The organism is Acetobacter aceti (assembly GCF_002005445.1).
Lineage (GTDB): Bacteria > Pseudomonadota > Alphaproteobacteria > Acetobacterales > Acetobacteraceae > Acetobacter > Acetobacter aceti_B.
Genome location: NZ_CP014692.1, coordinates 2,152,551 through 2,166,409, shown reverse-complemented (window position 1 = coordinate 2,166,409; position 13,859 = coordinate 2,152,551). Strand labels below are relative to the sequence as shown.

General features: G+C 58.2%; 10 protein-coding genes. 6 read left to right on the top strand and 4 right to left on the bottom strand.

Annotation, left to right across the window (positions count from 1 at the left end):
• Window positions 1-5: 5 nt before the first annotated feature.
• The 3 genes from A0U92_RS09770 to A0U92_RS09760 form a co-directional block, all read right to left on the bottom strand.
• Window positions 6-326 (bottom strand): hypothetical protein, encoded by a 321-nt coding sequence (locus tag A0U92_RS09770; protein ID WP_236748078.1) that lies wholly within the window; start codon window positions 324-326, stop codon window positions 6-8.
• Between the two features lie 159 nt (window positions 327-485).
• A complete protein-coding gene (locus A0U92_RS09765) occupies window positions 486-695 on the bottom strand; it encodes a heavy-metal-associated domain-containing protein (protein ID WP_077814365.1) in 210 nt (69 codons plus the stop codon).
• A 97-nt stretch (window positions 696-792) separates the two neighbouring features.
• Window positions 793-3,168 carry a heavy metal translocating P-type ATPase gene (locus tag A0U92_RS09760; RefSeq protein WP_077813053.1) on the bottom strand — a complete coding sequence of 792 codons (2,376 nt, stop codon included), beginning with the start codon at window positions 3,166-3,168 and terminating at the stop codon, window positions 793-795.
• A gap of 200 nt (window positions 3,169-3,368) precedes the next feature.
• On the opposite strand from A0U92_RS09760, the gene A0U92_RS09755 reads away from it, so the two are divergent.
• Window positions 3,369-3,953: a TadE/TadG family type IV pilus assembly protein gene (locus A0U92_RS09755; RefSeq protein WP_077813052.1), complete on the top strand. Its 585-nt coding sequence runs from the start codon at window positions 3,369-3,371 to the stop codon at window positions 3,951-3,953.
• Entirely contained in the window at window positions 3,950-4,498 is a 549-nt protein-coding gene (locus A0U92_RS09750) for a TadE/TadG family type IV pilus assembly protein (RefSeq protein WP_077813051.1), read from the top strand. Before A0U92_RS09755 ends, A0U92_RS09750 begins: the two co-directional genes overlap by 4 nt.
• A gap of 22 nt (window positions 4,499-4,520) precedes the next feature.
• On the opposite strand, the gene A0U92_RS09745 is transcribed toward A0U92_RS09750, so the two are convergent.
• A complete protein-coding gene (locus A0U92_RS09745) occupies window positions 4,521-6,464 on the bottom strand; it encodes an OPT family oligopeptide transporter (protein ID WP_077813050.1) in 1,944 nt (647 codons plus the stop codon).
• A 235-nt stretch (window positions 6,465-6,699) separates the two neighbouring features.
• Here A0U92_RS09745 and A0U92_RS09740 point away from each other — a divergent pair, with 235 nt between their 5' ends.
• From A0U92_RS09740 to A0U92_RS09725, 4 genes are all read left to right on the top strand, one after another.
• Complete coding sequence (locus A0U92_RS09740; RefSeq protein WP_236748077.1) at window positions 6,700-9,120, top strand: mechanosensitive ion channel family protein; 2,421 nt, start codon at window positions 6,700-6,702, stop codon at window positions 9,118-9,120.
• Between the two features lie 3 nt (window positions 9,121-9,123).
• Window positions 9,124-9,999, top strand: coding sequence for an SDR family NAD(P)-dependent oxidoreductase (locus tag A0U92_RS09735; protein WP_236748076.1), 876 nt, complete (start codon window positions 9,124-9,126; stop codon window positions 9,997-9,999).
• Between the two features lie 138 nt (window positions 10,000-10,137).
• A complete protein-coding gene (locus tag A0U92_RS09730; RefSeq protein WP_077813049.1) occupies window positions 10,138-12,882 on the top strand; it encodes a M16 family metallopeptidase in 2,745 nt (914 codons plus the stop codon).
• 63 nt (window positions 12,883-12,945) lie between these two features.
• A complete protein-coding gene (locus A0U92_RS09725) occupies window positions 12,946-13,737 on the top strand; it encodes a class I SAM-dependent methyltransferase (protein ID WP_077813048.1) in 792 nt (263 codons plus the stop codon).
• The last annotated feature ends 122 nt before the right edge of the window (window positions 13,738-13,859 follow it).

Sequence of the window (13,859 nt, the reverse complement as noted above, 5' to 3'; positions counted from 1 at the left end):
ACAGCTTACTTGTTGTAGCTGTAGCCATATTCCTCTGCGAGCGCCTGCAGGTCGGGCGCATTGTGCAGTTCAAGCGGAATGGGCTTCGCGCTTGCCTCACCAAAAATGAAACCGTGATTTGTCAGGCGCTGGCAGGTGTTGGCCGCCAGAGGAAAGGACGAATGCACAGCATTGCCCATCTGTTTCCGAAGACAGGATGCGTCCGTATCGTTCCACATCCGGCCGGTCTCGGCGGCACAGCCCGAAAGACAGAGAAGCACGCCCGGAACAAGCCAGTTTCTGACGTTTCTGCGCAGGCTGGAACTGGTTGAAGACGTCACAGTCATTCCTCGTTCGTTCTCGAATTCTTGTCAGGCAGACCGGGCTTTCATGCGCACCCAGTCAGCCACGACTTCTGCCATGACCGCCAGCCGCGGGGAAGGCGAATGGCGGCATTCCCCCCGCGTGCTGTTCGCATGACACGGGAGGGATAAGGTGGGCTGAAATCAGCCGATCACCTCGAAACCGGCGGCTTCGATGGAAGGTCTGAAATTGCGCGGCCCCGTTTCCTTGGGATCGTAGTCAATCTTCACCGTGCCTTTTTCCAGAGACGGCTCTGCGGATTTCACGCCGGGAATGCCTTCCAGTGCGCGTTTGACGGAAGACACGCATCCCTCGCAGGTCATGCCCTGTACCATGAGTGTTGTGGATTCCATGAGCGTTCTTCCTTGAAAATTTGTGGTCGATCCGCGGATCAGCTTTCTGCAAGCATCCACTGACAGGACAGGCTTGTCCACTCCCGGGCCCTGATCGTCATTCTGAACGGCCCGTATTCCGAGCGGACAGCGGCTTCCAGCGGTTCAGCAGCAACGCGCTGGCGACGACGGAGACGGAACTCATGGCCATGGCCGCTCCGGAAAGCATCGGCGGCAGCACGCCGAAGGCGGCGAGGGGAACTCCCAGTGCGTTATAGATGCAGGCAAAAAACAGGTTCTGACGTATCTTGCGCGATGTCGCCCGCGAGAGGCTGACAGCGTCCACCAGTGCCAGAAGACGGGAGCGCATCAGCACCACATCAGCCGTTTCCAGCGCAACATCGGTGCCTCCCCCCATGGCGATCCCGACATCGGCGCTGGCGAGGGCAGGGGCGTCATTGATGCCATCGCCCGCCATGCCGATCAGTGTGCCGGAAGTCACGCCTGCCCGGGCCTTTTTCACGGCGTCCGCCTTGTCGCCGGGCAGAACTTCCGCCTGTACCTCGGAAATCCCGACCGCCTCGGCGACGCGGAGAGCTGCGGCCTGCGTGTCGCCGGTGACCATGACCGGGCGGATTCCGTAATGCTTCAGCAGGGCAACGGCCTGAACCGCATCCGGACGGATGGTGTCGGCAACGGCGAGCCAGCCCAGAAGCGCAGTGTCTTTTTCGACACCGATCAGCGTCTCTCCCGATGACATTGCGTTCCCGGCATCACCTGACGGCGTTTTCCCGAGGAAACGCGCCGAGCCCAATCTGACGCCCGCGCCTTCATGGACGCCTTCCAGACCATGCCCCGTGACGGCCCTGTTGCCATCAATCACATCCGGCGCAATCTGCCGTGTAGCCGCAGCCTCCCGCACGGCTCTGGCCAGCGGATGAGCTGAATCCCCCTCCAGCCCCGCCGCCAGGGCAAGCAGTTCTGTTTCTGTCACGCCATCCTGGGGAAATATTCCGGAAACCTGCGGACGTCCTTCCGTCAGGGTGCCGGTCTTGTCCATCAGCAGAACGCCGATGCGCCCCGTCTGCTCCAGCGCCTCGGCGGAGCGGAACAGTAGTCCCGCCGCCGCTCCACGACCGGCTCCCACCATGATCGCGGTGGGTGTGGCCAGACCCAGCGCGCACGGGCAGGCCACGACCAGCACGGCGACGGTGTTGATCAGGCTGCGATCAAACGAGCCTGTGACGAGCCAGCCGCCACCAAGCGTCAGCAGGGCGATGACAAGAATGACGGGCACAAAGATTCCGGAGACCCGGTCAACCAGCCGCTCTATCGGCGCTTTCGAGCCCTCGGCTTCATCCACCATGCGGGTGATCCGGGCGAGGGCCGTATCGGCTCCCACCGCTGTCGCCCGGACCCGCAGCACCCCGGCGCCATTGATCGTGCCGCCCCGCACCGGATCGCCGGGACCGCGTCCGACCGGCATGCTTTCGCCGGTCAGCATCGCCTCATCCAGACTGGATTCACCGCTCAGGATCAATCCGTCTGTCGGCACGGCCTCACCGGGCCGGATAACGAACACATCACCCGTGGTGAGTGAAGCTGCTGGACGGTCCTGCACACCGTCTGATGTTTCGACATGCGCGGTAACCGGCTGGAGACGGGCAAGCCTTTCCACACCGGCCGCCGCCCGGTTCCTGGCTCCGGTTTCCATCAGGCGTCCAGCCGTGACCAGCGTCAAAACGGTCGCGCCAGATTCGAACCAGACCTGCTCGGGCAGTCCGGAGACGGTGATAACGGCGCTCGCAAACCACGCGACCGTTGTGCCCAGTGCGACGAGGACGTCCATGTTGGCGCCTCCACCGCGCAACGCCACCCACGCGCCGCGATAGAACTTCGCACCCAGACCGAACTGGACCAGCGTGGCCAGCACAAGCTGGATCCAGCGTGGCAGCATCAGGTGCATGCCGCCCACCATTTCCAGGAGCAGCGGCGCGGTCAGGAGGATGCCAGCGGCCAGTTCCAGTTGCAGACGACGCTTTTCCTGCTGGCGGCGCGCCTTGCGGGCCGTGTCGTCGGTACCGGCGACGGTGGCGCTGAATCCGGCTTTTGTGATGATGCCGATCAGATCATTGACCGTGACAGCGCCGGGAATGAAATCGATCTCGGCCTTGCCATTGGCCAGGTTGACGCTGGCGGAAACCCCGTCCTGACGTTCAAGAACCTTGGTGATCCGCGCACTGCAGGACGCGCAGGTCATGCCTTCGATGGCGAGGGTGATGTGTTCGGGCATGACGCTGAACCCGGCGCGTTCGACCGCCTCCGTGATCTCTTTCAGGGGCGCGTGATCCGGATCAAGCGTGAGCGCCGCCTTGCGCGTGGCGAAGCTGACCTGAGCGTTTAAGCCCGGCAGCCGGTTCAGAACCTTTTCCAGACGCGCAGCACAGGCCGCGCAGGTCATACCTTCCACTGGCAGGGCAAACACTGTTTTCATCCGTCAGCTCTTTCCGGCAGGGAATCTGAGGCATTGGTCTCGCATGTCGGCTGCCCGTACGCTCATTTTCTTTCGGGATGGGACTCTCATGAGATCGTAAACCCATTTTTAAGAGGCATGGAGACTATAAACATTCTGATCTCAACAAAACGGTAGTCCTATCCGGTGCGCTTTCACAGGGTCATGATCTGGATTGCGGTATGAACAGCCAGGCTGAATCGCCATGTCCGCAAGTCGGCGGCAGGCCAGTGTTCTCACACCTGTTTCGCCGCCAGATCCGTAGGGATGTCTCTGACCAGACAGGGGTTGTCGCGATTGAGTTTGCGCTCATCTGTATGCCTCTTTTCGCGCTGATACTGGCCGCGCTGGTCATGAGCGTCGTCTATTTCACCCAAAGCGCACTCGACGCTGTTGCTGATCAGATGTCACGCGAACTTCTGACAGGGAAGGCCCCGGCATCGGGCAATGGAGACGAATTCAAGAGTCAGGCCTGTGCGATTCTGCCGTCATACATGAGTTGCTCCAATCTTCTTGTAAATGTGCGGTCAGTCAGCAGTCTGGCGGACGCCAGCACGACGGCGCCACAACTTGCGTTTAATTCCGCCGGTCAGGTGACGAATTCCATGAGCTATGATCCGGGCTCCGCCGGCAGCATTGTCGTGTTCGAACTGATGTACATGCTTCCGGTCCTGAAAGCCTTTGACGGGTTTGCAGCAGCGTCGCTCACCAATGGTTCCCGGTTGATCATTTCGACAACCGTGCTCAAGGTGGAGCCGGCTTCGTGAAGCGCTGGCCAGCATTTCTCCGGGCGGAAGAAGGGGTTGCGGCTGTTGAATTCGCTCTCATAGCGCCCATTCTGCTGATCATGCTGATTGGCGGGACGGCGCTGGAGGAGGCTGTCGTTGTGTCACACAAGGTGACAGCCGCAGCGCACTCTATTGCCGATGTGACGACACAGTATTCCACCGTGGCAAATACAGATCTGTCGGTGATCCTGTCAGCCTCCACGGTGGTGCTGGAGCCCTATCCCACGACTTCCGCCAAGATGGTTGTCTCTGAAGTCCAGGTGGCGTCAGGGGGAGGGACGGGTACCGTGGTCTGGAGTCAGGCGCTTAATACTGGTCCCAGGGCTGTAGGATCCACTGTTTCAATTCCCGCAGCTTCAGCCAGTTCTGATTCTGACACAACCTATCTGATTCTCGGCGAGGTGACGTATAATTATACCCCACGTGTCGCGAACAAATTCGTACCTGGAATCACGTTCTATCAAAGCCTTTTCATGGTGCCGCGAATCTCTACATCCATCCCGCTGACAACATCGTCCGGCTGACGGCTCCGGAAGCAGGACGCTTTCATGCAGGCCCGGATTTCAGAACGCGGCGGCCAAACCACAGGCAGACGGCAGCAAAGACCAGCAGGCCGGAAACGCCGTTCCATGGCGCGGGAACACCGCCTCCAATTGCCAGAACACCGTCATTTCCGGTGAGGCCGGAAACGGCTGCAAGCGCCACACCGGTCAGGCTTTCGCCTACGATCAGCCCGGAGGCGATCATTGCGCCTTCGTCCGACTGCCCCGCACGGTGAGAAGCAACTTTTTTTACAACCCATCCAAGGCAGGCCCCGATGGCGAGTGTTGTGGAGACGGAGGGCGGCAGATAGATGCCGATCCCTACCGCCAGTGGTGGGAGGGCCAACCCACGGAAACGGAGTATCCGGTCCAGAACAACCAGAGTGATGCCGGTTCCAGCACCGATCGAGAGCATACTCCAGTCGAGATTCTGCCTGAAAATTCCGGAAGCGATCATGGTGACGATGGCAGGCTGCGGAGCCGAGAGGACACGCGTCGGGTCCATCTCCGCACGCGGCATCGCGCCCGCAAAGCCATAGGCCTGATAAAGCAGATTGAGTACAGGGGGTACGACAAGCGCGCCAATCGCGCATCCCAGCAGCAGAACGGCTTCCTGTCGCCATGGGGACGCACCGACCAGTTGTCCTGTTTTCAGATCCTGCAGGTTGTCATTGGAGATGGAAGCCGCCGCCACGATCGCCGACAGAATCACCATCGCAAAGGCGATGGCCAGATGATGGTCACTGGCTGCGAAAACTGAAGGCAGCAGCGCCAGATGTTCCATAAGCATAAGTAGTGAACAGACCAGAACGGTGGCCAGCAGAACGATGCCCGAGATCGGCGAGGACGATGACCCGACAAGCCCGGCCATATAGCCGCAGGTCGCAGCCGTGAGAAAGCCGAACACACCAAGAAAGGCAGTACCGAACAGGGCTGGCACCACAAAATGCGAGGTGAAGGGGTAGAGGAACAGGCTGAACAGCAGAAACAGGGCGGCTGACAGCAATGAGCCTGTGATCATGATTGTACGGGGAGACAGGTCTTTCGCTGCGTCTTCGCTGCTTGCAGTGCTGCCAAGAGCGTCTCTGACGCCCCGGAAAACCGGCAGCGCCAGTTCGCCAAGCGTCCACAGGGAGGCGGTGGCAATGGCACCCGCTCCGATAAACCGGACCTTGTGAACCCAGACAGACGTTGCGAAGGATGCAGCATCGAGGTGAGCGGTGTTGGGCGTGATGGCTGTCAGCCAGGGCACGGCCACCAGCCACGAGAGAGCATAACCGAACAGCATCGCCAGTCCTCCTGCGGCACCCACCAGATATCCTGCACCGAGAAGTGCGAGGGAAAAGCCGGTGGACAGTCGGAAGACAGAGCCGCCAAGCGAGAAGGTCGTCGTGGCGCTGTCAGCGAGAAGGCGCAGCCCACCTGATGCAAAGGAAACCACTCCGGACACGGCTGCGCCGCTGATCAGGGCTTTCAGACCGCGATGAGACGCCTCGCCGGAAGCGCTTTCATGTCCGGCGCGCAGGATTTCAGCAGCAGCGACACCTTCTGGATAGGGGAGAGGACTGTCCGTCACCAGCGCCCGACGAAGCGGAATGGTGAACAGAACGCCGGCCATCCCTCCCGCAGCAGTCAGTCCCGCCGTTTCCAGAAAAGGGAAATGATTCCAGTGTCCGATCAGGATCAGGGCTGGAAACACAGCGAAGACGGTCGAGATGGTCCCGGCGGCTGAAGCCTGACTCTGGACCATGTTGTTTTCGAGAATGCTTCCTCCCCCCATCAGTCTCAGGACTGCCATGGAAATCACGGCCGCCGGGATCGAGGAGGCGAATGTCAGCCCGATTTTCAGACCCAGATAGGTGTTGGAGGCAGTGAAGACGACAGTGATCAGGGCGCCGAGAACAAGGCCACGCACAGTCAGTTCGCGCGACGTATCGGAGTGGTGCATCGGGCCTCCCAGCCAGACAGAAGAAAAAACAGCGCCACAAGGCACTTGTCCGTACGGCGTAACCGGGCTTTCGTGAGGACGGGCTCATCATGGCGAAAAGACTGACCTGTGGGAATGTCTGGCGGTTCAGGGCGAACGAAAATGCTTTTTGTGAGTTATCAATGAGATCATCCGATATGTGCGACCGGTGGTCAGCCACATCAGTGACAGTGGGAATGGGCAGGCAGGGCTATTGATGTTTGAGACACGCACGATGCGCGATCGTCAGTTCTTTGAGTTGAAGAATTATCCTGTCCGCAGTTTTTTCCTGTGCCTGATGGCGCTGTTCATGATGTCGCCTGCGTTTGCGGATACCGAGCCCGATCAGGATTCCCTTATCGCCGTTCCGGCCGCCGTCGTTCCTGACAGCGACCTGAATGGTCTGGAAGCCTCCATCCGCAGTGTCTATCAGGCACGAATCGATGTGAAGAAAACCGCAGACCTTCACAAGATCACTGTGAATGAACTGGCGCAACAGGCTGCAGCAGATGAAATATCCGCACAGGGTATGGTGGCCAAGCTCCAGCCCTATGAAAAAACATACAAGAATCTTCTGGATGTTCTGGGAGACGCCCCAGCGAAGGATGCCCCTGCGGAACAGGCGTCAATCACCCGGCAACGGAAGTTGATCCAGCAGGCTCAAAGTGATCTGCACGGGCGGCTCATCAGGGCGCGTCTTTACGCGCTTGAGGCGCACGCCCTTGCGGAAGTTCTCAGCCAGAAGACGGACGCAGTGCAGCAGGCCCTGCTGCTCCAGAGATTTGCCTCTCCTGTCACGCCTACATTCTGGAGACACGTGTCGCAGGAGTTTCCTGCGACCGAACAGAGTATTCTGACCATCTATTCAGAAACGCTGCAAACTGTCATGCAGGATTTCCGGGGGTGGGGGATCGCCCGCCTGCTTGGTTCCCTGGTCGCTGTTGGCTGCCTGGTCTCGACCCCGTTTTTTCTTTTGCGACAGATCAGACGGGCCGCAGCCAGGCTCGTGCCTGATGGAAGGCTGCGCCGCGTCACTGCGGTCGCTCTCTTCGCGCCACTCTGCCTCGTCTGCGCCAGCCTGTCCGCGGGCGCGCTCTGGTTGGGCGTCACTGGTGGGGATATGCCGGATGGAAGTGCTCTCGCCAGCATGGCGAGCACGGTCAGCACACAGATTCCTCTGGTTGGCTTCATTCTGGGAGCGGGTTTTGCAACCCTTGCTCCCGGCAATCCGGACTGGCGCGTTCTGCCGATCAGCGACAGTGCAGCGAAAGCCCTCCGCTGGCATGTCGTATGGTTCGCGCTTCTGATCTTCCTGCGCGGAGCCTTGCGGTATTTTGATATGGAAGCAGGGCTGGGGCAGACGACGATACAGTTGCTGGATGGCGGATTTATTCTGCTTGCCGCCCCGTTGCTTCTGGCGATTCCGCTCCAGATCGAACGTCATCCGGCTCCGATCGCGGAAGGCGGCGTCGTGCGTCAGAGTATGCTGGGCCGCATAACTCGGGTGCTGATTTCCTTCGTATCGGTCTTCAGCGTCATCGCCATGCTGCTTGGCTATATTCCTCTTGGGTACACGACCCTGTCCTGGGTCTGTTCCATGGTCGTCACGCTTTTCGGCCTTGCACTGGTTTATCTGCTGGTCAATGATTTCTCCAAAACGGAACTGCTGAGTAACGGTCGTATTGGTCGTTATTTTGTGTCAATGGGTTTGTCCGACCGGATCATCGATCAGACGATGACCGTCATGTCAGGGCTTTTCAGCGTCTTCCTGCTTTTTGTTGCGGTCGCTGTGGCGCAGTCCGGAGGCGATTTCGATTTCAGTGTGATTTTCGGGAACATAAGCAAGGTCGTGCTGGGGCAGAGCATCGGCGGCGTGACGCTCTCGTTCGATGTCCTGCTGAAATGCCTCGCTATCCCGGTAGCCGGACACTATTTCATAAAAATCGTAAAACGCTGGCTTAGAAAACGTCTCTTTCCCACCACGACTCTGGATATGGGAGGTCAGACATCCATCCTCACGATCTTCACCTATGCTTCCTGGATCGGCATCATTCTGATTGTCATGTCGTCCATAGGAGTGACGGTCAGCAGCATGACCTGGGTTGTCAGCGCCCTGTCAGTCGGTATCGGTTTTGGTCTCCAGTCGATTGTGCAGAATTTTGTGTCCGGCATCATTCTGCTGGCCGAGCGACCGGTCACGATAGGTGATATGGTGGAGATCGGTGGAAAGACTGGTGATATCCGGCGGATCAGCGTGCGTTCGACGGATCTGGGATTGTCTGACGGCTCGACCCTGATCGTGCCGAACTCGCAGTTCATCACTTCAGCCGTCAGAAACGCGACATTCGGACGTCCTTCGGGAGCCATGTCTTTCACTGTAGGGTTGCCTATGGGCACGGATCTGTCGAAAGGAATTCCTGTCATGGCGGCGGCGCTGGGCGAGGTTGATGGGCTGCTGAATGATCCCGCTCCTTCCGTCACGATTGCCGAGATCCAGTTTGACAAGGTGATTGTGAAGATCTCCGGCAAGACGTCCTCACCGCGGAGTGTCGATACCATTGCCAACAATGCCCGTCTGGCTGTGTGGGATGCGCTTGAAAAAAACGGAATAGTCGCCAGCCCGGAAAGCAGTAGCTAAGGTATGGCCCAACTGGATACACTGTTCGATTTTCAGGGACTGAGTATGAGCAAGGCGACTGACTTCAGCGAAACACCGCGTGCCGGGGCGCGATGGCCCCGCGCGGTTGTGACCGGAGGGTCGGGGGGAATCGGGAGCCTTGTTGTCCGTGATCTGCTGAATCTCGGTTATGAAGTCATGGTGCTGAGTCGTCGCGCACCCCCGCTGTCCCATGCCCGTCTGTCCCATATTGCCTGCGATCTGACAGATACGACCGCTATTGAGCGCGCCGGTTCAGAAATCGTGAACGCAAACGTGCAGATTGAGGCTCTCGTTCACTGTGCGGGCATTATTGAGCCGGGAGCCATCGACGGCCTGAAGGCTGATGCGCTTCAACGGCAGCTTGCCGTCAATTTTACGGCGCCGGTTTTTCTGACGTCTCTTCTGCTGCCGGTGATGAAGCAGGGAGGGCATATCGCTTTCGTCAATTCTCTGGCGGCAGTTTATCCGCTTCCCGAAAGCTCTGTTTACGCTGCGGCAAAAGCAGCCCTGCGCAGCTTTGCTCTGGCGTTGACGATCGAGGTCAAGGCAAGGAAAATTTCAGTGTCTTCAGTTTTTCCCGGTGCGGTGGACACGCCGATGCTGGAGCAGGAAATGCAAAGCGGCGGCTCGGTCCTGAACTTCGTCAATCCGCCTGCAACGCCTGAAAGCGTGGCGGCTACTGTCATCAGGGCGATTGGTCGTTCCAATGGCGGGGAGTATTTCCGACCTGCGGTGGACGGCATCTTCGGGCGGATCTGCATGTGCTGGCCGGGACTTCTGCGTTTCGTGCTGCCTCTATTCACGTGGGTCGGGAAAAGAGGCTTGAAAAAGCATGTCCGGCTGAAAAGGAAGGTCTGATCGTCGATTGGGTCACACTTTTTTTACTTTATGAAGAATGTTTCATGAGCGGGTTTTAGAAGACCCCAAGAGGTGACAGATCAGTCGCCAGCCTGCATGATCCCGCGCAGTTAGACGCTACGGGATTGCAACTGCACGATGTTTTTCAAGACCTTCGGCACATTTCGTCCACTCTTCTGCGCTGCGCTGCTTGCTGGAACCATGCTTGGCGGCAGCATGACGGAAGCAGGTATGTCGGGCGGGATCACGCTGTTCCCTCAGGCGGTCGCTCGTGAAGCGGAGCCTGTCACCCGGCAGGTTCCCTCAGTAACCAGAGCAACCCTGCCGAACGGACTGCGTGTTGTCGTGGTGCAGGACAGGCTCGCGCCGGTCGTCACGACTGAACTGAATTATATGGTCGGATCGTCCGAAGCCCCGGCGGGGTTTCCGGGCACGGCACATGCGCTGGAACACATGATGTTCCGGGGCAGTGACGGGCTGGACAAGGATCAGCTTGCCGCTCTCGGCGCGCGTCTTGGTGGCAGCTACAATGCGGACACCACGGAAGACGTGACGCAGTATTACTACACGGCCCCCGCAGAAGATCTCGATGTGCTGCTGCGGATTGAAGCTCTGCGTATGAAGGGACTGACACTGTCAGACGCAGACTGGAACAAGGAGCGTGGCGCGATCGAGCAGGAAGTCTCCCGCGATCTCTCCAGCCCGGCTTATCGTTATATCTCGCAGTTGCAGTCGATCCTGTTCAAGGGAACGCCATACGAACATGACGCGCTGGGAACGCGCCCTTCTTTCGATAAGACAGATGCAGCGCTTCTCAGGAAGTTTTACGAGCAGTGGTATGCGCCGAACAATGCTGTTCTCGTTATTGCAGGTGATGTCGATCCAGAGGCGACCATTGGGAAGGTTCGGGACATCTTTGGATCCATCCCCAGCAAGACATTGCCTGACCGCACTGCCGTAACGCCCGCACCAGCACCCGCGCAGACCCTGACTTTCCCGACAGACTATCCTGTGGGTTTCGCGACAATCGCCTTCCCGATGCCGGGGCAGAGTGCGAAAGAGTTCGCTGCTGCGGATATTCTGTCCGATGTGCTGGGGAGCCAGCGTGGAGCGCTCTACCAGTTGGTGCCGGCTGGCAAGGCGCTTTTCGCCGGATTTGAATTTGCACCGAAAAAATCGGCAGGTTTCGGTCTGGCTCTGGCTGCTTTTCCGAAAGGCGGTGATTCAGGCAAGGTTCTGACGTATGTCCGGTCCATATTGGCGGATATTCGGAAAAACGGTGTTCCGGCCGAGCTTGTTGAGGCCGCAAAGACCAAGGAAATCGCTCAGCTCGGGTTCTCGGCAAACTCCGTGAGTGGTCTTGCCGAAAGCTGGTCTGAAGCACTCGCCTTCAAAAATCTTCAGTCGCCGGATGATATGATCGCAGCCTATCGCGCTGTGACGCCGGAAGATGTCAATCGGATGGCGGCGCAGCTTCTGGATCCTGATCGCGCCGTAACAGCCATTCTTACACCTGAAAATTCCGGAAAACCGATTGAAGGTAAAGGGTTTGGCGGCGCGGAATCCTTTGCGTCAGCTCCTGACAAGCCGGTCAGACTTCCTGACTGGGCTGAAAAAGCCCTGGCAAGGCTGGATATTCCGGAGCCAGCCACTGCACCTTCTGTTGAAACGCTTCCGAATGGTCTGACTCTGATCGTGCACCCGTCACACGTCAGTCAGACCATCGAGGTTGCCGGGCTGATCCGTCATAACTCGGACCTGCAGGAGCCGCAGGGCAAGGAAGGGGTCTCCGACGTGACGGAGGAACTTTTCGGCTACGGCACGCAGAAACATGATCGTCTGGCTTTTCGCAAGGCGCTGGACGATGTGCCCGCCTGGGAAAGCGCCGGAGTGGAATTTTCGCTACGGGTTCCTGCTGCCAGTTTCGAGCAGGGCATGACGTTGCTTGCGGAAAATGAACTCCAGCCTGCCTTCCCGGATCAGGCGTTCCAGATTGTGAGGCAGCAGGCGGCGCAGGAACAGGCCGGACAGTTGCAGTCGCCGGGCTATCTCTTCAGCCGCGCCATCACGGCGTCTGTATCGCCCAAGGGTGATCCGACACTGCGTGAGGCAACACCGAAAACATTGATGGCCCTCTCGCTCAACGATGTGAAAGCCTATTATGGCGCTGTGTGGCGGCCGGACATGACGACGATTGTCGTGACCGGCGATGTGACGCCCGGACAGGCACGAACTGTCGTTGAGAAAACCTTCGGAGCATGGAAGGCGACAGGTCCGAAGCCGGTTGTCGATCTGCCGACAAGACCGGAGAGCAAGGCCTCCCGTTCTCATGTGCCTGACAAGAGCAACGTGCAGGATACGGTTGTTCTGCCGGAAAGCCTCGGACTGACGCCGACCAATCCGGACCATTTCCTGCTTACACTCGGGAATGAGGTGCTGGGAGGCGGTTTCTCATCCCGTCTGTATCGCGATCTGCGTGTGAAAACAGGCTATGTCTATTCCGTCAGCAGCAGTTTCGACTGGAGCCGTAACCGTGGAGCCTATTCGGTCTCTTATGGTGCGGATCCAGATAAAGTCGGAGAGGCCCGGAAAGCCGCGGTGCGTGATATTCACGCCATGCAGGTTTCACCTGTGACCGATGATGAACTGGTTGTCGCCAAATCCTCGCTTCTGCGCGGTATTCCACTGGGGCGCGCCAGTCTTGGAGCGATTGCAGGTGAATATCTACGCCTGATCGAATTGGGGTTACCTCTCGATACTCCCGATATTGCAGCCCATGCCTATTACAAGGCGACCGCCGCTGATGTGAAGGGAGCTTTCAGCAAATGGGTACGTCCTGACGATCTGTCCGAGATTGTCAAAGGTCCTGATCCACGCTGGTAAGTTCATGCGAAAAGCCCTGCTTCGTAATGAAGTGGGGCTTTTTCTTTTGAGGAAGGATAAAAAATGCATAGAAAGTTCATCATGTGTTCAGTCATGGGCCTGCTGGCAGGAGCAGGATTGACTGCCACACATACCGTGCAGGCTCAGTCTGTTTTTAAAAGCAATCAGGTCAGAACACTCCCGATTGCGGTAGCGCTTTCCAATAAGGATCGTCCTGAGGTTGATCGTGCGCGAGACAAGACCCGCAAGCCGGCTGAACTGCTGGCGTTTGCTGGTATGGGCCCGGGCATGAAAGTCGCGGATCTCATGCCCGGACAAGGATATTTTACACGCATTTTCAGTAATGTTGTTGGCAAGACAGGGCATGTTTATGCGCTTGTCGCTGCGGAGCGCGTGGCTGAAAAACCCGATGCCGCTGATGCGGTCAAGGCGATCGCAGCTGATCCAGCATTTTCCAATGTCTCGGTTCTGGTCGAGTCAATGCAGGCCCTGTCGCTTCCTACACCTGTTGATGTAGCCTGGACCTCTCAGAACTATCATGATGTCTACAGTCGAGGAACCGACGCCGCCCTGGCTTTTGACCGGTCTGTTTTCAATCTTCTACGGCCCGGTGGTGTGTATATGGTGATTGACCATGTCGCGGCTGCTGGCAGCCTTCCCGAAACAGCAAGAACATTACATCGTATTGATCCAGCCCTGATCCGCTCACAGGTCGAAAAGGCTGGCTTTGTCTTTGAAAGTGAAAGCCGCGCGTTGCGTAATACTCAGGATACCCACTCTGTCCCCGTCTTTGATGAGAGCATAAAAGGGCATACGGATCAGGTGGTTTACAAATTCCGCAAGCCTGCCCGATAAAATAACGAATTTATGAAAATCGTTGATCGGAGTGTAATTTTTGCAGCTTGAGCAAAAGTATTATGCTCCGGTCGATCTCTTGAGACCAGGCTCAGGCGTGTTGGTGATGCTGCGCTACACAG